This window comes from Microtetraspora sp. NBRC 16547, assembly GCF_030268965.1.
Taxonomy (GTDB): Bacteria; Actinomycetota; Actinomycetes; order Streptosporangiales; family Streptosporangiaceae; genus Microtetraspora.
Genome location: NZ_BSSE01000042.1, coordinates 21,650 through 41,055 on the forward strand (window position 1 = coordinate 21,650; position 19,406 = coordinate 41,055).

Here is a 19,406-nt window from a genome sequence, read left to right on the forward strand (position 1 = left end):
GAAGCGCGGTTCTCCGACCATCCCGGTCGCACGGCCCACATGGTGATGGCCTTGTCCTCGAGTCGACCCTTCACGGTCATTGGCGTCCTCGTCGATGGCGGATGGACTGACACCCGGCCACGAACAAGAATCATATTCTGCTTTTTGTTTTAAGTAAAGCCCTCTCGTGCTGGCTGGCTGCACTCGCTGCGACGGCATTGACGAGAATCAGATTCTTCGTTTAGCGTATGCCGCCAACGTGACCAGCCACACACTCATCAATCCGTCCGTAGAGCGCTGAGGGGCTGTGCTAGGCGCCGGCCCTCAGATAGGAGACCGGATGACATCGACGACCGAGCCGCCGACGGGGCGCATCCCGGGCCTGTCGGACTTCACCCTCGTGGAGCGATCCGACGGGCTGGTGACCGTCACCTTCAACCGCCCGGCGGTGAAGAACGCGCTCAACGCGGAGAACTGGCAGGACTTGGACCTGATCCTGACCGAGGTGACCCACAACCCGGATGACCGTGCGCTCTTGATCACGGGAGCTGGCGGAAACTTCTCCTCGGGTGCCGACCTTTCCGGTGGCCTGAACGAGGACGCGGGCGAGGAGAGGACTGGCCTCACCGGACGCCGCCAGCAGTCGACCCTGCACGAGATGCGCAACGTCAACCTGCTCATCAACCGCCTGCACCGAATGCCGAAACCGACTATTGCGGCGGTCGACGGCGTGGCCATCGGGGTCTCGCTCGGTCTCGCGCTCGCCTGCGACCTCATCGTCGCGAGCGACCGTGCCCGATTCTGCGAGATCTTCGTCAAGCGTGGCCTTGCCCTGGACGGAGGCAGTTCCTGGACGTTGCCGCGGAACATCGGCGTCCGCCGTGCGAAGCAGATGACGATGCTGGGCGACATGGTGGGTGCCGAGCAGGCACTGGCGTGGGGTCTCGTGAACGAGGTCGTCCCCGTGGACGACTTGCTAAAGGTCGCCACCGACATGGGCCGTCGGCTCGCTGCCGGACCCACCACGGCGCTGAGCCTGATCAAGCGGCTGATCGACGACAACGGCGCACTTACCTTCGAGCAGGCCCTCGAGGAGGAGGCGCGGGCACAGCACATCGCGTTCACCACCAGCGACATGCATGAAGGCGTCCTCGCCTTCGTCGAGCGTCGGCAGCCGAACTTCACAGGCGCATGAACTTTCACGGATCGCAGTTCACCGAAGTGCACGTATCCACATCAGCACGACCTAACCGTCCTGGAGGCCAGACGAATGCGTAAGCAGCCCATTGTGGCGGTGGCAACAGCCGCGCTCGCCCTGCTGCCCACAGCGTGCGGCAGTGGGGAACGAGGGGACGATGGCGCCAATCTCGGCGCCCTGAGTTCGTCAGATGTCGCCTCGAGCCCGTCCAACGGCGCCTGTTCGGGCAGCACCTTGGAAGCGACCGATGTTGGTATCACCGCCGACGAGATCACCGTCGAGATGATCGGTGACACCGGGTCAACGGCCGTCCCTGGCCTCGCGAACGGCGCCGTCGAAGCGGTCAAGGCCTGGGCCGACATGCTCAACGAGCAGGGTGGCTTGGCCTGCCGGAAGGTCGAGGTCCGCACATACGACTCCAAGCTCTCGCCGGATGAGGCGCGCAACGGCTACGTCGACGCCTGTCAGAACACGTTTGCCGCGGTCGGGACCACCGCACTGTCGGTCGCGGACGCCACACCGTTGACCGACTGTGCGGATAAGGGCGGGGCGAAGACCGGTCTGCCGGAGGTCCCCGGGCTGACCATCCTGCCCGTCCACACCTGCAACCCCACCAGTTTCCCCTTGTACGGGAGCGGCGTGCCGTGCCCGCCGGTAGCCGGAGTGCGCGACGTGGAGGTGTCCAAGGCTGTCGGGACCTTCCTCACACAACAGCTCGGCGCTGATGCGCACGGTCTGTACCTCGTTCCCACCACGGCTGCGGCGTATTCGCAGGCCGTGATCTCGCAGATTCGGAACCTGGAGCAGAAGTACAACCTGGCTGCGGATATCGAAGCCGGTGCGAACGGCAGAGATCCGCAGTCGGCCTACACGCCCGCTGCCACGACGATGCGCGACAAGAAGTCGACGTTCGGCTACGGTGCGGCGACATGGCCGAGCTTCCTGCTCATGCAGAAGGAGGCAGCCGTGCAGGGTGCCAAGCCGAAGATGTGGTACTGCCAGGGCTCCTGCTACGACCCGGGGTACACCAAGGCAGCCGGCAAGGTCGCGGCCGGCACCTACGTGCAGGTGAGCAACATTCCGTACGAGGAGGCCGACCAGAACGTCGAGGTCAAGGAATTCACCGGGCGGGTCAAGGAGGTGAACTCCTTCGCCCAGGGTGCCTGGGCGGCGGCCCGCCTGTTCCAGCAGGCGGTAGAGGACACCGTGAAGGCCAGCGGTCCGAACGGCCTCACTCGCGCGAGCCTGCTCAAGGCACTGGCATCCGTCAAGGACTTCGACAACCGCGGAATGGTCAGCAGGTCGACGCCCTCGGCAAAGCTCCCGGCCGAGTGCATCGTGATCGTCCAGGTTCAGGACGACGGCAGCTTCAAGCGGGTCTTCCCTGAGAAGCCCGGCACGATGCAGTGCGAGGGCTACGACACGATCAACATCGACGTGGCCACGGCCTTCAAGGGCTGACGCAATGTCGCAACGGGTCCGCCGTACGGTTGTCGCCTTCATCTGCGTGGGCGCGGTGGTCGGTGTACTCGCCCCTGCGTGGGCGGGTACACCGATCACCACCGAGAATGTGCTGCGAGTCGTGCTGTTCGCGTTGCCGATCGCAGGGATCTACGCCATCAGCGCCACCGGCCTGGTCGTGATCCACTCGACGACCGGAATTTTCAACCTCGCACAAGGTGCGATCGGCATGATGTGCGCGTTCCTGTTCTGGGAGCTGTCCGTCAACCAAGAGATGCCACGTTCGCTGGCCCTGATCCTCGTTCTGTTCGTCATCGCACCGGCCATGGGACTGATCCTCGACCGGTTCCTCATGCGCCGGCTCGCAAGGGCCCCTCTGGCGACCCAACTGATCGGCACCGTCGGCCTGATGGCCGCCCTGCTAGGGATTGCGACCTGGATCTGGGATCCCAACCGCTCATACCCCATCGCACCGTTCGGCGGCGATGGCGGTGTCCGCATCGCCGGGGTCCTGCTCACCTGGCACCGCATCATCACCATTGGGGTCGCCATCGTGGTGGCGATCGCACTGCGCCACCTGATGCTGCATACCCGGCTCGGGGTCACCATGCGAGCGGTGGTCGATGACCCTGACCTGGCTGCCATGCACGGCGTGAAGCCCGGCAGAGTGTCGTCGATCTCGTGGATCATCGGGTGCATGTGTGCGGCCCTGGCGGGAATTCTCATCGCGCCGGAAATCGGCAATATGAGCGCTGAGACACTGTCGCTACTGATCATCGACTCGTTCGCCGCCGCCGTCATCGGCCGGCTGCGCAACCTGCCGATGACATACGTCGGGGCGCTCATGGTCGGTCTTGTCGTCACGTTCTCCACGACATTCCTCGACCTCGGACAACGCTGGTCGAAGCTGCCGACCGTCCTCCCGGCTCTACTGTTGTTCGTCGCACTGCTGCTATTACCGCAGCAGAAGATCAACCTCGGACGCGTCGTCCGTACGTTCAAGATGGAAAACCAACCCAGCTGGCGCAGCGCCCTTGTCGCCGCGTTCGTCCTTGTCGGCGCCGCGGCCGTGGCCGCACCGCTGCTGTCGGATGTAAACGCCAGCAGACTCACATCCGGCATCGTCGTCGGCGTCATCCTGCTCGGTCTCGTGCCCCTCCTCGGTTGGGCGGGAATCCCGTTCTTTGCCCCATATGCGCTGGCTGGAGTGGGGGCATGGGCCACCTGGAGGTTCCAGGAATACATGCCCGGAGTCCTGGCCCTGGTCGTCGCCGGAGCGATCACGGGCATCGTCGGCATCATCGCCTCATTGCCCGCGCTCCGACTCCGAGGCCTGTACATGGCGCTCAGCTCGATCGCCTTTGCGCTGGTGATGACGAACCTCGTGTTCCTCCAACCGGAGATCTTCGGGCAGTACCGCCAGCTCGACCGGCCCTCGATCGTCGGCCTCGAGTTGGATTCACCGCAGGCCTTCGCCCTGTTCACCACCGTGATCTACGCAGTGATCGCCTTGGCCCTGACCTGGCTGCGCACGTCCCGCTTCGGGCGCCAGGTCGTCGCCATGCGAGACAGCGAGGCGGCGGCGTCCTGCCTCGGCATCAGCCTGCTGGAGACGAAGGCCGCGGTCTTCGCCGTCGCCGGGATCGCCTCCGGGATCGGGGGTGGCCTGCTCGCGCTGAGCCAACGGTTCGCCAGCCAGGAGCAGTTCCCGATGGTGGCCGGCCTCGCGCTCATCCTCACACTGGCGATCTGGGGGGTCGGGATGACCTCCGCGCCGATCATCGCCGGACTGACCATGGCGGCCTTGGTGATCATTACCCACGACTGGGCCGAGGGTGGCTGGACCAACGCGCTCGAACTCGCCGGCCCGGGCCTGGCCGCGCTCGCACTCGTGAGCGCCCCGCGGGGTCAGATCGTTCAGATCGTCGAGCATGCCAAGTACCACCCGCTGGCCACAGTTCTGCGGGTGGGTGCCCTGTTCGCTGGTGGCTTCATAGGTGTCCGGTTCAACCTGCCGGGTGCCGTGGGCTTCCTGCTGGCGATCCTGCTGTACCTGGTCGCGGATGTGCTCGGGTCGTTGATCTCCGAACGCCGCCGCCGAGCCACTGCGGGTGGCGTGCACGGAGACCCGGCAGCCAGCGGTGCGGACGGCGCAGCCGTCGGCATCACCGACCCCCTGACCAAGATCACTGCCCGTGCGCTGGACCGGCGACTGGGGGTTTCGAACCTGGAGAAGGTGTTGCGATGACGCTGCTGGACGTCGACAACGTCACGGTGCGCTTCGGCGGTCTGGCCGCTGTCAGCGAGGTGTCGCTCTCGGTTCCGGAAGGGATCATCATGGGCATCATCGGCCCGAACGGCGCAGGCAAGACCACGCTGTTCAATGTCATCGCGGGCATCCAGGCCCCGACGATCGGGCGGATCGCGCTGGCCGGCCGTGACGTGACCTCCATGCCACCGCACCATCGCGCACGCCGCGGGCTGGCACGCACCTTCCAGCGTCTCGAGGTGTTCGGCACCCTCACGGTGCGAGAGAACATTCTCGTGGCGGCCGACGCACGCCGCCGGTGGGAGCGGGGCGTCTCACCGCGCGTAGTTGCGGACGAGTTGCTCGAACGCATCCGACTGACCGATGTCGCCGCATCGACGGTAGACGCACTACCGACCGGCACGCAGCGACTCGTGGAGCTGGCACGGGCGCTGGCCGCAGGGCCGAAACTGCTCTTGCTCGACGAGGCGTCCTCGGGCCTGTCGAACTTCGACACCGACCGCATCTCATCTCTGCTCCGCGAACTGGTGGAGGCCGACGGGCTCACCATCGTGCTGGTCGAGCATGACATGCCGTTCGTCATGGGGCTGAGTGACCGCGTCGCCATGCTCGACCATGGCCGGTTGGTGGCGCAGGGGACACCCACGGAGATCCAGGAGATGCCGGCCGTGCAAGAGGCCTACCTCGGAGTTCGCCGATGACCGCACCACTTCTGGAACTGCGCGGTGTCAGCGCAGCCTACGGACAGATCGAAGTCCTGCACGGTATCGACCTGACTCTGCAGGCAGGCCAGGTCCTCACCGTGCTGGGTCCCAACGGAGCCGGCAAGACCTCGACGGTCAAGGTCATAGCCGGGCTGCTCACGCCGACGAACGGCAGAGTCGAACTCTGCGGCCGGGATGTCACCAGCGCGTCAGCTGATCAGCTCTCCCGAGCCGGGGTTTGTGTCGTACCCGAGGGTCGCGGCATCTTCCCTCGACTGAGCGTTGAGGAACACCTGAAGCTTTCGGCCTGGGGGGCCGAAGGACGGGAGGCACGCGTACAGATCTTCGACGCCTTCCCGCGCCTGTACGAGCGGCGCAAGCAACTCGCCGGAACCATGTCGGGAGGCGAGCAGCAGATGCTCGCGCTCTCCCGAGCGATCGCCCGACGGCCGGCACTGCTGGTTGTCGACGAGTTGTCGATGGGCCTGGCACCGCTGGTCGTCGAGCAGTTGTACGAGCACGTTCGCGCCATCGCGACGCAGGGCGTGTCGATCGTGCTCGTCGAGCAGTTCATCCACGACGTGCTTGGCATCGCCGACGTGGCGGTCGTCATGCAGAACGGAACCGTCGTCCGGAGCGGACACCCCGACGACCTCGCAGAAGATCTCGCCGGGCTCTACCTAGCGGCAAGCCTCTAACGGAGGAAACATGACCAGCGCCAAGCAGCCACTGACCGCCCGGACAACGGCTCCCGTCGTGAACGTCCCCACCGCACAATCTCCCAGCACGGACCCTTCACCAGGCGACGGCAGCATCATGTCCACCGCCGGGCGTGAAGCGTTCGAGGCCGAACTTTCCCGACTCAAGATCAGCAACAACAGCGGCCCGCTGGATAGCCGGTTCGCCACTGTCGGCCTAGTCGGCGCCGTGGCCGGACTGGTCGTCATCCTGGTCTGCTTCGTGCAGACCCAGGCCTTGAGCGACATCCGCGACCAGATGGAGATGCTCGTCCTCGCCCTGTTCGGGCTCGGGCTCGGCGTCCTCGGATCGGTCATCTATGCGCGGAACTCGATGACGAGGTTCATGCGCTACTGGCTGCTGCGGATCATCTACGAGCAGCGGCACCCCGCGTCGGGTTCGGACAACCACCAGATCGGAGCGTGAGGATGGATTTCGCCGGCACGCCCCCGGAGAGGCTCAGCGAGCTCGCCGCGAAGATCACGGCCCCTGGCATGTTGTTCGAGGTCACAGAGGAGGAGGTCCTCGGTCAGCGCATGCGGGTGTTCAAGAACAGGCATCGCTCTCTACGCGAGTTCCTCGGTGCTTCGCGCCGCTTTGGAACCCGCACGTACCTCGTCGACGGCGACGTGCGGCTCGACTACGCGACCACCCTGGCCCAAGTTGACGCTCTCGCCTCCGCGCTGCGACGCGACTACGGAATCCAGCCAGGCGACCGAGTCGCCATCTACGCCGCCAACCGGTGGGAATGGGTCGTCTCGTTCTGGGCCGTTGCCAGCGCCGGCGCCATTCCGGCCGCATTCAACAGCCTGTGGACCCGGGACGAGTACATCCACGCGGTGAACCTGACCACGCCGCGGCTGGTCATCGGCGACGCCCGACGGCTCGAGGGAGCGCGCTCCTCCGGCCTCGATACGCCGCTACTCGACATGGTCGAATTTCCGGGGATCGTGGCGCTCCACGCCGGCGAGCGTCCGGAGACGGTGCCAGTGGACGAGGACGACCCCGCTCTGCTGATCTTCACCAGTGGTACGACGGGGCGATCGAAGGCGGTCATTATCTCGCACCGGAGCGCCTGCGGGTTCGTCCAGCTCAACCAGTTCGCCGAAGTGCGGGGGATGGTCCTGTTCGGCGCGCCCATCCCAAAGGTGGGCGACGAGCTGCCCCCGAGCGACGACGTCACGCTGACGACCGCCCCACTGTTCCACATGACGATGGTGCAGGGCGGGATAATGGCCCTGCTGGCGAAGGGAGCCGAACTCGTGCTCGTCCCAGGTCGCTTTGATCCCGAGCGGGTCCTGGCGACTATCGAGCGGGAACGGGTGACGTCGTGGTCGCCCCTCGGCAGTGCTGCGACGCGAGTGGCGAACTGTCCGGCGATAGAGCGGTACGACACCAGCAGTCTGCGGATCCTCGGGGTCGGCGGCGCGCCGGTGAGCCCGGCAGTACAGGACGGCCTGCGCCGTGCCTTCCCGAGCGCCTCCGCCCTGCTCGGCATGGGCTACACGAGCACCGAGGGCGGAGCGGTCATCGCGACCATCTCCGGACCCGAGTTCGCCCAGCACCCCCAGTCAACCGGGCGCATCACCTTCACCACCCAAGTGGAACTTCGTGACGTCGACGGACGGCCGGTGCCGGCGGGGCAGTACGGCGAGGTCCATGTACGGAGTCCCTACATCATGCTCGGCTACTGGAACGATCCCGAGGCCACGGCCCCAGCGATCAAGCCGGGTCGTTGGCTCGCGATGGGGGACATCGCCCGGTTCGAGGACGGCCTGCTCTACATCGACTCGCGAGCCAGGGACATGATCCTCGTGAGTGCCGAGAACGTGTCGCCGACCGAGGTGGAGTACGTTCTCGAGTCCCACCCTCGGGTCGTCGAGGCGGCGGTGTTCGCCGTCAACGACGACATCACCGGAGACGCTGTGTGTGCCGTCTTGTCGGTCGGAGACATGGTGACGAGGGACGAGCTGACGGCTTGGTGTAGCGAGCGACTTGCCCGCTACAAGGTGCCCACCCGTTGGCACATCATCCAGAGGCCGCTGCCGCGGACCGCGAGCGGCAAGCTCGTCAAGCGGGAGTTGCGCCTGCAGGTCGAGAAGGGCGTGCTCGCCTAGCCGCGACCGGACAGGCAGTGCGGCGCCCTTGACTCGTTGACAAGAACTAGATTCTAGATAGTGTCGTGGCAGGGCTACGACAGTGGCGCACGACAGAGACAGAGGACGACGTGAAACTCGACTACAAGCCGTTCGACGCGGACAACCACTACTACGAAGCGCTCGATGCCTTCACCCGCTACCAGGACAAGAAGATGGCCCGCCGTGGCGTCCGGGTTCTGCGAGACGGCAAGCGGGCGTACGTCCTGGTGGCCGACAAGGTGAATCACTTCATTCCCAACCCGACCTTCGACCCCGTGATCGTTCCCGGGTCGGTCGAGTTGATGTTCCGTGGCGAGGCGCCAGCGGGACGGGCGCAGGTGGAACCCATTCACCCCGAGTACCAGAATCGCGACAGCCGCATCGAGGTCATGGACGAGCAGGGCCTGGCCGCGGTGCTGATGTTCCCGACCCAGGCCGTCGGTGTCGAGCAGGCCCTGAGACACGACCCCGAGGCCACTATGCACTGCATCGGCGCCTTCAACCGCTGGCTCGAGGAGGACTGGGGCTTCTCGCACCAGAACCGCATCTTCGCGGCGCCACTGCTTTCCCTGGCCGATCCCGATGCGGCCCTCGTGGAACTGCAGTCACTGCTCGAACGGGGCGCCATGCTCATCCACATGCGTCCGGCACCGATTCCGTCGGTCGACGGGCCGCGGTCCTTCGGCCACCCCGCCAACGACCCGGTCTGGGCCGCGATCGCCGAAGCGGGCGTGCCCGTGGCGTTCCACCTGGGCGACAGCGGCTACCTGACATATTCCGCGGCGTGGGGCGGCGCCTCGGAGTTCGAGCCGTTCGGCAAGGTCGATCCACTCGACCAGATCCTCGTCGACGACCGGGCGATCTATGACACCATGGCGTCGATGATCACGCACGGCGTGTTCCACCGCCACCCGACGCTGCGCGTCGCCAGCATTGAGAACGGCTCGGACTGGGTCGGGATTCTCGCCAAGCGCCTCCGCAAGCGGGCCAACCAGTACCCGGCTTGGTTCCCGGAGGACCCGTTGGAGGTCCTGCGCAACCATGTCTGGGTCTCGCCGTACTACGAGGAGGACCTGACCAAGCTTGCCGAGACCATCGGGGTGGACAAGATCCTGTTCGGTTCGGACTGGCCGCATGGGGAGGGCCTGGCTGACCCCGTCAGCTTCACCAAGGACCTGACGGACTTCTCGGATGCCGACGTCCGCAAGGTGATGCGCGACAATGTGATCACCTACCTCGGCGTCGAGCCGGAGCTGTAGGTCACCAAGATGGCGAAACGCGCACACGACTGCCTGATCAACGTCCATTTCGGCGACAGCGAACAGCCGACGTGGATGCACCGGGTCAAGAACGAATACTTCAAGCAGGACGATGCCATCTTCGGCAAGTGGGAACTGTCGCAAGTCCTCGACGAGATGGACGCGAACGGCGTCGAACGGGCGATCATCACCGGCAATGTCAACGACCGGAACAGTTCGGCCATCGAGTTCGTCGAGGCCCGGCCGGACCGCTTCGCCCTGACGGCGGGAGGCCTCGACCTGCTGCACCCGATGCGGGCGCTCCGGCAGCTCGCGTCCTTCGTGTCCGACTATCCGGTCGTCGCCGCGGCGGCCGGCCCCGCATTCTGGGGCGACGGCCGATACCGTCCGGACGACGCCGTCTACTACCCGCTGTACGTCAAATGCTGCGAGCTGGATCTGCCGCTGTGCATGAACGCCGGGCTGCCCGGGCCGCCGATTGCGGGGGAGGCGCAGAACCCGATCTACTACGACCGGGTCATGGTCCGCTTCCCGGAGCTGAAGCTGTGCATGATCCACGGAGCCGACCCCTGGTGGGAGGTCGCCATCCGTCTCATGGTCAAATATCCGAACCTGCACCTGATGACGTCGGCGTGGGCGCCGAAGTACCTTCCCGAGTCCTTGCTGCACTATATGCGGACCCGTGGCAAGACGAAGATCATCTTCGCTTCCGATGCCCCCGTCCTGTCCATCACGCGCACGGTCGGGGAGGCCGAGCGGCTCGACCTCCCGCCTGAGGTCCTGGACAACTATCTGTACGGCAACGCGCAGCGGTTCTTCTTCGACCGCCTGGAGAATCCGCCCGGCTCGCGCGGCCTCGATGCACAACCGGTGATGTCATGAGTGTTCGTCTATTTCCGAAGCTGGATGAGAACCAGCGCCTGATGCTCGACGCGGTCGTCCGGCTCACCGAAGCCGGCTGTCCCCTGACCGGGGTGCGCGACCGCGCCGACGGTTCGGCCCCGAGCGACCCAGGTCTGCGTCGCACGCTCGCCGACGTCGGCTGCTATGGCCTGCTCAGCACGGAGGAGCTCGGAGGTGGCAGCGTGTCGGGCAACGGCGTCGTCGATGCCGCCCTGATCGCCGCGGAGCGGGGCGCTCGGTTGCAGCCGGGACCGTTCGTCGCCACCAGTGTGGTCGTCCACGCCCTTACGGTGGCAGGCGCCAACGCGCACCAGGCCGACGTGCTCACTTCGCTTATCGCCGGCGATGCCGCCGCGTCCTGGACGGTGGTCGACGCGGGCTCGCTGTCCGTACGGCGTCACGAGCAGGAGTGGGTGCTGTCCGGCACCGTCGCGGCGGTGCAGGACGCGGACGAGTGCGAGTGGCTGCTGATGACCCTCGCGCAGGACGGCAACCAGATCCTGATCCCGCTGGCGGCGGACGGGGCGAAGCTCGTGCCGCTGGAGCGGCTGGACGTGACCCATCGCTTCTTTGACGTGCATCTCGACGACGTCACCGTGCCGGTCGCGAACCTGCTGACCCCTGCGGGTTCGTCCCAGGACCTCGTGGATCGGCAGTTCTCTATCGCCGCGGTTCTGGCCGCCGCCGAGGCGGTCGGTGCGATGGACAGCGATCTGAGGCTCGCGGTGGAGTACGCGAAGACTCGCATCGCGTTCGGTCGGCCGATCGGCTCCTTCCAGGCGGTGAAGCACCGGCTGGCGGACACGAGCCTCATCGTGGAGATGGCCAAGGGAATCGTCGCGGCCGCCGCCGATGCCGTCGGTCGTGGCGCGGCGGACGGGGACGCGTTGGCCAGCGTGGCCAAGGCGTTCGTCAGCGAGCGGTCGATCGAAGCCGCGCACAACTGCTTCCAGGTCTTCGGTGGCATCGGCTTCACATGGGAGCACGACCAGCATCTGTTTCTACGGCGCCTTGCGTCGGACGCCTACCTTTTCGGGAGTCCGAACTGGCACCGCGATCGGCTCTGGAAGCACGCCGACACCGAATCCAGGAGAGCGCATGTCTGAGGCGGAGAAGCTCGCGGACTACCGGGCACGGGCAAGGGCCTGGCTTGAGGCGAACATGGAGCCACTGGGGCCGACGGCCAAGTCCCGGTTCTCCTTCGCCGAGGATGATGACTTCACCCCGGAGCGGTTGGCTGAGCAGCAGGCCCTCCAGCGCAAGGTATACGACGCCGGCTACGCGGGCATCTCATGGCCCGCGGAGTACGGCGGACAGGGCCTGCCGAAAGCCTACGAACGGGCCTTCGAGCAGGAGGCGGCCCACTTCGTGATGCCCAACCTCGGGATCGCCGGCGGCACGACCATGGGCGTGTGCGGACGGACCATCCTCGCCCACGGCTCGCCGGAGCTGCTCAGAACGCACATTCCCCGGGTCCTCTCCGGCGAGGAGTTGATCGTCCAACTCTTCTCCGACCCCGAGGCCGGGTCGGACCTCGCCGGCGTACGCACGCAGGCCGTCCGCGACGGAGACCGCTGGGTGCTGAATGGATCCAAGATCTGGACGAGCGGCGCCTACTACGCCAACTACGGCATGTGCCTGGTACGGACGAACTGGGATGTCCCCAAGCACCGCGGCCTGACCTGGTTCTTGGTGCCCCTCGACGCACCCGGCGTAACGGTTCAGCGCATCAAACAGATCAATGGCAATGCCGAGTTCTGCACGGAGTTCTTTGACGACGTCGAACTGACCGACGCCGATATCATCGGGGAGCTCGACAACGGCTGGACGGTCGCCCAGACCATGTTGATGTTCGAACGAGGCGGCGGTGGCGAGGCCGCGGCGATGAGTTCGCCCGATCCGCGGGACATCGCGCCCGACCTGCGCGAGCTGGCCGCAGCGGTGGGTCGGCTGGACGATCCCCAGGCTCGGCGGCTCATCACCACCGCTCACGTCGACGACGTGGTCCGCCACCACCTGTCCCGGCGTCTCGTGGGGCTGATGCGCAGCGACTCGCGCCAGGCAGGTGCGCTTGCCTCATACGGCAAGCTGGCGTCCGGGGTCTACGACCCGATCCGCGCCAACCTCGCCCTCGAGATAGCGGACGGCGGGGCATCCACCTGGCAGCACGGGGACTCACCTGGCGCCCACGCGGCAACAGACCTGCTGAACTGTCGTTTCATGGCGATCGCCGGCGGCACGGTCGAGATGCAGCGGAACTCGATCGGAGAACGCGTCCTGGGTCTCCCACGCGAACCGTCCTTCGACAGCGAGCGGCCGTTCCGGGAGGTCGTCCGGGCAGCCATGAACTGGTCCGGCAAGGTGGGTTGATGGCAACTGTGGACATGCCGATGCCGTTGGACGGTCTGCGCGTCCTGGACCTGTCCGATTCCCGCGCGACGCTGGCGGCCCGGCTGCTGGCGGACCTCGGCGCCGATGTCATCCGGATCGAGGTGGTGGACGACGCGTCCGCGGGTCCGGACCGTATCGACCCGCTGTCCCTCGCATGGGCGGTCAGGAACGCGAACAAACGTGTCGTCCGCCTGCGCGAACCGAGCGATCAAGACCGGCGGGGCGTCGCCCGCCTGCTGGCGGGCACAGACATCCTCCTTGAGAGCGGCGCCGAGGCCGGTGGTCTGTTGCCCTCTCCCGTCGCGGCGCTGCATGACAGCCACCCGCACCTGACCGTCGTCTCGGTCTCCGATTTCGGAGCGACCGGACCGTACAGCGGCTACGTCGGCACCGACGCGATCCTTGCCGGGATGGGCTGGATGCTCTACAAGGCGGGCACGACCGATCGCCCGCCGGTGCTTCCGCCGGCCTCGATGGCGTATGACATCTCCGGAGTCATGGCGGCGTTCGCGGCATTGATAGGCGTCCACGACCGGCGCCGAACGGGTACCGGCCAGCACCTCGATGTGTCGATCATCGAGGCGCTGCAGCAGACGACGGACTGGGCACTGCCCAACGCCGTCCACACGCGTGAGATCGGTCAACGGTCCAGTGAGGTTCGCAGCGGGGGTGGTGAGGCTCAGCCCGTCGTCGCGTGCAGGGACGGCTGGGTCCGCACCGCGGTGCTCGCCGCAGCCGAATGGCGACGGCTTCGGGAGTGGATGGGCGACCCGCCCGAGCTCGACGACCCGGCCTTCGACGCGCTGTCCACACGGGTCGCACGATGGGAAGAGCTGAAACCGTATTTCCTCCGCCTGTTCGCCGACCTGACCATGGTCGAGGCATCCGAAGAGGGCCAGCGCAGGCGAATTCCCGTCACGCCGGTCCTGCGACCGTCCGACGTGCTGAACGCCGTGCAGTACGACGAACTCGGCACCTTCGTCCGAGGACCGGTCGGTGACCGGATCGGCGAAGGCCGGTATGCCAGCGGCTACTGGACCATCGACGGAACCCGCGCCGGTTTCCGCGCGCCTGCCCGTGAGCTGCCTTCCGTGCCGACCTGTGAATGGCGGGCGCCGGCTCGCAACTTCCGTGTGCCCTGTAGTGGGCCCGGCTCGACGGCATGGCCACTGCAAGGTATCCGGGTACTCGATCTCGGGATCGCCGGGGCCGCACCGGAGACGGCGCGACTGCTCGCGGAGTACGGCGCGGACGTCGTCAGGGTGGAGTCGCCGAACCATCCGGATCTGCTGCGTCAGCTCGGCGGCGAGTCGGGCATGGGCCCGACGTTCATCTCGACGAACCGGTGCAAGCGCAGCTTCGGTGTGGACCTCTCCGACCCACGCGGGGTCGGCCTGCTCAAGCGCCTGGCCGCCGAGGCCGACGTATTGGTGGAGAACCTCGCGCCTGGCGCCCTTGATCGGTTCGGTATCGACCTCGCCGAACTGCGTCGTGCGAACCCGGAGCTGATCACGCTCAGCAGCCAGATGATGGGCCCGTACGGCCCGTGGCGGGGGTGGCGCGGCTACGGTGCGAACACCCAGCCACCCGGCGGCCTGACCTACCTCTGGAGCTACCCAGACCTGCCGGAACCGATCGGCACCAACCTCGCCTTCCCCGACCACGTCGCGGGCCGCCTCGGCGCGCTGGCGGTCGTCGCGTGCCTGCTGTCCCCTTCTCGATCCGCCCGCCACGTCGATCTCGTCCAGGCCGAAGTAGGGATCAATCTGCTCGCCGAGCTGTACCTGCGCGAGTCGCTGGAGCCGGGCAGCGTACGGCCGGCAGGCAATGCCTCGCCTGAAGGCGCGCCATGGGGCGTCTACCGTTGTGCGGGGCAGGAGCGGTGGTGCGTGATCACGGTCCGGGACGACACCGACTGGGCGAACCTGGTGACCGCGCTCGGCGACCCGGTGTGGGCCACGGAGGATCTCCGGACGGAGGCCGGCCGTCGCGCCCGGGCTGAGGAGGTGGACCGGCACATTCAGGAGTGGACGAGCACACGCACCGATCAGGAGGTCATGTCGGACCTGCAGGCCCACGGAGTCCCAGCCGGCTACGTGATGTACCCGAGCGACATCGTCGATGATCCGCATCTGTCCGCTCGCGGCTACCCGGTCCGCTACGACCAGCCGCACTTCGGCTCTGTCGTTATCGAGGGCGGAGCCTTCCGCTCACCCCGTCTTCTGGCGCCGATCCTCACCCCCGCGCCGCTGCTCGGCGAACACACCACCGAAATCGCTCTCGACATGCTCTGGCTCGATGATCAGGAGGTAAAGCAACTAGTGGCCGACGCGGTGCTCTTCCAGGCGAAGGTCCCGCCGACCAGCTGAAGGATCAGCTACGGGCCGGCTTCGCCGTTCTGCGGGCCGCGAACCCGCGGCTTGCCGAACAGGATCGTGACCGCCGCGTCGAGGTTGTCCAGAACGGTGCGGAGCGTGAGACGGCCCAGCGACCACTCGCGCAGTTGCTGACCCAGCACAGACTGCGCGACGAGGGCCACGAGGGCCACGTCGCGCGGATCCGTGTCGTGCAAGAGTCCTTGGACGATGTTGGTGAACGACCGCGCGTAGCCGGCGAAAACCTCACGGGCGGCCACATCCGTGGTGACCTCGAGCACCGTGATCAGCTTATAGAAATACGGGTGACGCGCGTACGCCCGTGCCGTTCGCTTGAGGACGGCCCGCAGTCTGTCCGCGTCCGTGGTCGCGCGAAGAGACTGCGCCAGCACCTTCGACTCGAAGGGCTTACCCCACTCGATCAGCGCATGGGCATACAGTTGTTCCTTCGAAGGGAAGTACCGATACAGGGTGGCCAGGGCGACTTCAGACGCCTCGGCGACCTCCCGGATCTGGATCTGCTCGTATTCCCGCTCATCGAGCATTTCAACGGCCATGGCCAGGATCCGCTCACGGCGTGCGCGCTGCGACGCCGTGCGTGCTTCCGCCGGCTGCGCCACCGCGCTGAGTTCGGCGACCAGGACTTCCTCCCAAGATCACGAATGACTCGACATGAGTCATTTCTTCTGACACCAGAATCTAGCACTAAAAAGTTGATCGCTCATCACGTGAAACGGGTCGCGGCCAGGGGGTTTCTCATCTAGAGTGCAAGAGTAAGAGTAAGAGTCTAGTTATAGTTCGTTGGAGGCGTGGATGCGGAGCGATCCGACGGTCGAGGAACTGCGACCCGGCCTCTGGGCCATTCCGGTGCCCATTCCGGACCATCCACTTCGCTACACCGTGAGCTATCTCTTCGAAGCAGCCGACCAAGCCGTCATTGTGGATCCAGGCTGGTGCTCCGACGATGGTTGGTCGGCGCTTCAGTGGGGACTTCGTCAGACGGGCCGCAGCGCTGGTGACATCGCGGGTATCGTCGTCACCCACGCCCATCCTGACCACCACGGTCTGGCCGAGAGGTTGCGCCGGGCCTCCGGGGCCTGGATCGCGATGCACGCGCTGGAGGCGCCGCTGTCCGATTCGCGAGGCGACTGGGATCCGGACCTGCGACGAACGAACGACGTCGCGGTTCTGCGCGAAAACGGCGTGCCGGATCCGATCGTCACCGAAATCGTCCACGACGAGGAGTTCTTCGCGTCCTTCGAGCCGACTCCAATTCCGGACAGGCGGCTGGAGGACGGGGACAGGCTTCCCCTGCGAGGCCGCGATGTGCGGGTGGTGTGGACCCCCGGTCACGCGCCCGGGCACATCTGCCTGTACGACGCCGACGCCGATGTCTTCCTCTCTGGCGACCACGTCCTGCCGCGCATCAGCCCGCAGATCTTCGATCAGCCGCACAACAAGTCGTCCGCACTCAGCGACTACCTCGCCTCGTTGGACCGTGTCGCGGCCTACGACTCCGCGGAGGTGCTGCCCGCGCACGAATACCGGTTCCGCGGGCTCGCCGCTCGCACGGTCGAACTCACCCGCCACCACGAGGCGAGACTGGCCGAGATAGAAACACTCCTGCGTGCGCGCCCAGGTGCGACGGCATGGTTCGTCACTACCGAGATCAGCTGGTCGCGTGGATGGGACGCGATCGAAGGGCAGACGCGCCGGATCGCCTTGGGCGAGACCGTCGCGCACCTCAACTACCTGATTGAAAACGGTCGCATACGCAGCAGCCGTCCCGACCCGGACGGGCCGCGCTACTACGAACTGGCCGACGGTGGTCGGTGTTAATCGGACTGATCGCGGACACCCACGTGCCGGAGGCGGCTCCGGCGCTTCCGCAAGCCGTGCTCGACGTGTTCGCCGGGTGCGACCGGGTCCTGCGCTGCGGCGACCTGCACGCGCTGGCCCGGCACATCTCCGGACGGTGGGGCAGGCGGGGCATCCGTGCCACCGCGGTGCTGCTGGGATTCGTGGTCACGGACAAGATGAACGCCGACGAGAAGATGCTGCAGACCTACCTCGCTCTGCACAGAAGTCCCCGCCTGGGCGAGCCCGTGGACATCGCAGCGATGGTGACCCTGCTCCTGTCCGACGAAGGCGCCTGGATCAACGGTCAGACGATCGCGGTCAACGGCGGTGCGCACCTCATGACCGGCTGAGATCGACTAGCTTTTCTAAATCTAGATTCTAATTCTGGAAATATCTTACGAGAACGGGACAACGATGACCGACGTCTTGGAGAAGTACCGCACAATCCTCACCGAGCGCATCGACGGCATCCTTCGCATCACACTGAACCGCCCGGAGCGGCGCAACGCCCTGTCGCCGGAGCTGCAGGACGAGCTGCTCGACGCCGTTCGGGAGGCGCAATACGACAAGTCGATCCGAGTGATTCTCATCCGAGGAGCGGGCCCCTCGTTCTGCGCCGGCTACGACCTCAATCCCGGCCCGTCTGCCCAGGTGCGGGCCGACTATAAGATCCCGGAGACGATCGAGGAGGACGTCGCGCTCTGCCTGACGTTCGGGGAGAAGTGGGGCAAGCTCTGGCACTCGCGCATCCCGGTGATCGCGCAGGTCCACGGCTACTGCGTGGCCGGCGGCACCGACCTGGCCCTGCATTGCGACATGATCATCGCGGCCGACGACGCGAAGCTCGGCTTCCCGCCGGTCCGGTCGCAGGGCGGGCCGCCTACGCACATGTGGGTCTACCACGCCGGACCCCAGTGGACGAAGCGCTTGCTCCTCACCGGGGACACGCTTTCGGGCCAGAAGGCCGCCGAGGTCGGCCTCGTGCTCGAGTCGGTTCCCGCAGAGGAACTGAACGATCACGCGCTCGCCCTCGCCACCCGCGTCTCGTGCGTCGGACACGACCTGCTCGTCCATAACAAGCGGATCGTCAACCTGGCAGTGGAGCTGATGGGCCGGGGGACGATGCAGATGCTCGCGGCGATCCACGACACCCTCGGTCACAACGCGCCGGAGGCGTTCGAGTTCAACGAGCGGCTGCGCACCGACGGCCTCCGTGCAGCGGTGGCCGAACGCGATGGCAAGTTCGCCTGACGATGCGCCGTCGGAGGTGTGCAGGCCGGCGACGGTGCTGCACACCTCCGACTGCCACCTCGACCGCGTGGACGGCGGCCCCGCGCAACGTGCCTTCGAGGCCATGGTCGATGCCGCGATCGAACTCGACGTCGACCTCGTTCTGATCGCGGGCGATCCTTTCGACCATTGGCCGGATCGGCGACGATGTGCTCGACTGGACCGCGTTCCAGTTCGCCCGGGTCGGCCGGCCCGTGGTGCTACTCCCCGGCAACCACGACGTCTTGACGGCGACTCGGTGTATCACCGTTTCGGCCTGCGCTCCCGCTGTTCGAATGTGCTGTTCCTCGGTGCGCCCGACGGCCGTGCGATCGAGGTTCCCGGCACCGATGTGATCGTGTGGGGCCGCGCCATGACGGACCACGTGCCGGCCTTTAGGCCGCTGCTGTCGCCGCCCCGGGTGGACGGGCGATGGTTGATCGTCGCTGGGCACGGCCTAGCGGTGCCGAGTGCTGAGGCCGGGTCGGGGCGCTCCTCACCGATCGTGCCCGAGGACCTGGACACGCTCGACGCGGACTATGTCGCACTGGGACACCTGCATGTGCACGAGGTCCTCCGGACCGAACCATTGCCCGCGTATTCGGGAGCGACAGCTCGTTCCCGTAGCGGTATGCCAGGATGCGTCCTGGTCCGCCTGATTCCCGGGCAACTCGCCAGCCTGGCGCGGCATGCGCTGCGAGTGAGCGCCTGAGAAGACTAGGAGCCGTTTTGTAAATCTTCGTTGTGGTGCGGTACAAGGTCATGGTGCAAGATCGCCATGACCTGACCGACGAGGAGTGGCTCCTCCTCGAACCGCTCATGCCGGCTCATCCGCCTCGGGGGCACCGGTGGGCGGACCACC

General features: G+C 66.4%; 17 protein-coding genes. 16 read left to right on the forward strand and 1 reads right to left on the reverse strand.

What is annotated here, in order from left to right:
• The first annotated feature begins 319 nt into the window (after positions 1 to 319).
• From QSK17_RS33600 to QSK17_RS33655, 12 genes are all read left to right on the forward strand, one after another.
• A complete protein-coding gene (locus QSK17_RS33600) occupies positions 320 to 1,174 on the forward strand; it encodes an enoyl-CoA hydratase/isomerase family protein (protein WP_285710220.1) in 855 nt (284 codons plus the stop codon).
• A 75-nt stretch (positions 1,175 to 1,249) separates the two neighbouring features.
• The gene (locus QSK17_RS33605) at positions 1,250 to 2,638 is read left to right on the forward strand and encodes an ABC transporter substrate-binding protein (RefSeq protein WP_285710223.1); all 1,389 of its coding nucleotides are present in this window, start codon (positions 1,250 to 1,252) and stop codon (positions 2,636 to 2,638) included.
• A gap of 46 nt (positions 2,639 to 2,684) precedes the next feature.
• Positions 2,685 to 4,886 carry a branched-chain amino acid ABC transporter permease gene (locus QSK17_RS33610; RefSeq protein ID WP_285710225.1) on the forward strand — a complete coding sequence of 734 codons (2,202 nt, stop codon included), beginning with the start codon at positions 2,685 to 2,687 and terminating at the stop codon, positions 4,884 to 4,886.
• A complete protein-coding gene (locus QSK17_RS33615; protein ID WP_285710227.1) occupies positions 4,883 to 5,608 on the forward strand; it encodes an ABC transporter ATP-binding protein in 726 nt (241 codons plus the stop codon). Before QSK17_RS33610 ends, QSK17_RS33615 begins: the two co-directional genes overlap by 4 nt.
• Entirely contained in the window at positions 5,605 to 6,309 is a 705-nt protein-coding gene (locus QSK17_RS33620) for an ABC transporter ATP-binding protein (RefSeq protein WP_285710229.1), read from the forward strand. Before QSK17_RS33615 ends, QSK17_RS33620 begins: the two co-directional genes overlap by 4 nt.
• Positions 6,310 to 6,319: 10 nt before the next feature.
• Positions 6,320 to 6,775 (forward strand): hypothetical protein, encoded by a 456-nt coding sequence (locus QSK17_RS33625; RefSeq protein WP_285710230.1) that lies wholly within the window; start codon positions 6,320 to 6,322, stop codon positions 6,773 to 6,775.
• A 2-nt stretch (positions 6,776 to 6,777) separates the two neighbouring features.
• Positions 6,778 to 8,466: a class I adenylate-forming enzyme family protein gene (locus QSK17_RS33630; RefSeq protein WP_285710233.1), complete on the forward strand. Its 1,689-nt coding sequence runs from the start codon at positions 6,778 to 6,780 to the stop codon at positions 8,464 to 8,466.
• Positions 8,467 to 8,576: 110 nt separating this feature from the next.
• Positions 8,577 to 9,746: an amidohydrolase family protein gene (locus tag QSK17_RS33635; RefSeq protein WP_285710236.1), complete on the forward strand. Its 1,170-nt coding sequence runs from the start codon at positions 8,577 to 8,579 to the stop codon at positions 9,744 to 9,746.
• 9 nt (positions 9,747 to 9,755) lie between these two features.
• Positions 9,756 to 10,628: an amidohydrolase family protein gene (locus tag QSK17_RS33640; RefSeq protein WP_285710239.1), complete on the forward strand. Its 873-nt coding sequence runs from the start codon at positions 9,756 to 9,758 to the stop codon at positions 10,626 to 10,628.
• Positions 10,625 to 11,755, forward strand: a complete 1,131-nt coding sequence (locus tag QSK17_RS33645) for an acyl-CoA dehydrogenase family protein (protein WP_285710241.1) — start codon at positions 10,625 to 10,627, stop codon at positions 11,753 to 11,755. Before QSK17_RS33640 ends, QSK17_RS33645 begins: the two co-directional genes overlap by 4 nt.
• Positions 11,748 to 13,019: an acyl-CoA dehydrogenase family protein gene (locus QSK17_RS33650; protein WP_285710243.1), complete on the forward strand. Its 1,272-nt coding sequence runs from the start codon at positions 11,748 to 11,750 to the stop codon at positions 13,017 to 13,019. Before QSK17_RS33645 ends, QSK17_RS33650 begins: the two co-directional genes overlap by 8 nt.
• A complete protein-coding gene (locus tag QSK17_RS33655; RefSeq protein ID WP_285710244.1) occupies positions 13,019 to 15,409 on the forward strand; it encodes a CaiB/BaiF CoA-transferase family protein in 2,391 nt (796 codons plus the stop codon). Before QSK17_RS33650 ends, QSK17_RS33655 begins: the two co-directional genes overlap by 1 nt.
• Positions 15,410 to 15,417: 8 nt before the next feature.
• Here QSK17_RS33655 and QSK17_RS33660 read toward each other — a convergent pair whose 3' ends face one another.
• Positions 15,418 to 16,035 carry a TetR/AcrR family transcriptional regulator gene (locus QSK17_RS33660; protein WP_285710246.1) on the reverse strand — a complete coding sequence of 206 codons (618 nt, stop codon included), beginning with the start codon at positions 16,033 to 16,035 and terminating at the stop codon, positions 15,418 to 15,420.
• A gap of 193 nt (positions 16,036 to 16,228) precedes the next feature.
• Here QSK17_RS33660 and QSK17_RS33665 point away from each other — a divergent pair, with 193 nt between their 5' ends.
• The 4 genes from QSK17_RS33665 (at position 16,229) to QSK17_RS33680 (ending at position 19,256) form a co-directional block, all read left to right on the forward strand.
• Positions 16,229 to 17,254, forward strand: coding sequence for an MBL fold metallo-hydrolase (locus QSK17_RS33665; protein ID WP_285710250.1), 1,026 nt, complete (start codon positions 16,229 to 16,231; stop codon positions 17,252 to 17,254).
• Positions 17,248 to 17,625, forward strand: coding sequence for an SDR family oxidoreductase (locus tag QSK17_RS33670; protein ID WP_285710254.1), 378 nt, complete (start codon positions 17,248 to 17,250; stop codon positions 17,623 to 17,625). The genes QSK17_RS33665 and QSK17_RS33670 overlap by 7 nt, the downstream gene beginning before the upstream one ends.
• A 64-nt stretch (positions 17,626 to 17,689) precedes the next feature.
• On the forward strand, positions 17,690 to 18,526 hold the full coding sequence (locus QSK17_RS33675; RefSeq protein WP_285710257.1) for a crotonase/enoyl-CoA hydratase family protein: 837 nt from the start codon (positions 17,690 to 17,692) through the stop codon (positions 18,524 to 18,526).
• A 34-nt stretch (positions 18,527 to 18,560) separates the two neighbouring features.
• Complete coding sequence (locus QSK17_RS33680) at positions 18,561 to 19,256, forward strand: metallophosphoesterase family protein (protein ID WP_285710260.1); 696 nt, start codon at positions 18,561 to 18,563, stop codon at positions 19,254 to 19,256.
• The last annotated feature ends 150 nt before the right edge of the window (positions 19,257 to 19,406 follow it).

Bases quoted from the DNA above. Each gene is read 5' to 3' on its own strand.
- QSK17_RS33600 (WP_285710220.1), top strand. From the start codon at position 320: ATGACATCGACGACCGAGCCGCCGACGGGGCGCATCCCGGGCCTGTCG.
- QSK17_RS33605 (WP_285710223.1), top strand. From the start codon at position 1,250: ATGCGTAAGCAGCCCATTGTGGCGGTGGCAACAGCCGCGCTCGCCCTG.
- QSK17_RS33615 (WP_285710227.1), top strand. From the start codon at position 4,883: ATGACGCTGCTGGACGTCGACAACGTCACGGTGCGCTTCGGCGGTCTG.
- QSK17_RS33620 (WP_285710229.1), top strand. From the start codon at position 5,605: ATGACCGCACCACTTCTGGAACTGCGCGGTGTCAGCGCAGCCTACGGA.
- QSK17_RS33625 (WP_285710230.1), top strand. From the start codon at position 6,320: ATGACCAGCGCCAAGCAGCCACTGACCGCCCGGACAACGGCTCCCGTC.
- QSK17_RS33630 (WP_285710233.1), top strand. From the start codon at position 6,778: ATGGATTTCGCCGGCACGCCCCCGGAGAGGCTCAGCGAGCTCGCCGCG.
- QSK17_RS33640 (WP_285710239.1), top strand. From the start codon at position 9,756: ATGGCGAAACGCGCACACGACTGCCTGATCAACGTCCATTTCGGCGAC.
- QSK17_RS33645 (WP_285710241.1), top strand. From the start codon at position 10,625: ATGAGTGTTCGTCTATTTCCGAAGCTGGATGAGAACCAGCGCCTGATG.
- QSK17_RS33650 (WP_285710243.1), top strand. From the start codon at position 11,748: ATGTCTGAGGCGGAGAAGCTCGCGGACTACCGGGCACGGGCAAGGGCC.
- QSK17_RS33655 (WP_285710244.1), top strand. From the start codon at position 13,019: ATGGCAACTGTGGACATGCCGATGCCGTTGGACGGTCTGCGCGTCCTG.
- QSK17_RS33665 (WP_285710250.1), top strand. From the start codon at position 16,229: ATGCGGAGCGATCCGACGGTCGAGGAACTGCGACCCGGCCTCTGGGCC.
- QSK17_RS33675 (WP_285710257.1), top strand. From the start codon at position 17,690: ATGACCGACGTCTTGGAGAAGTACCGCACAATCCTCACCGAGCGCATC.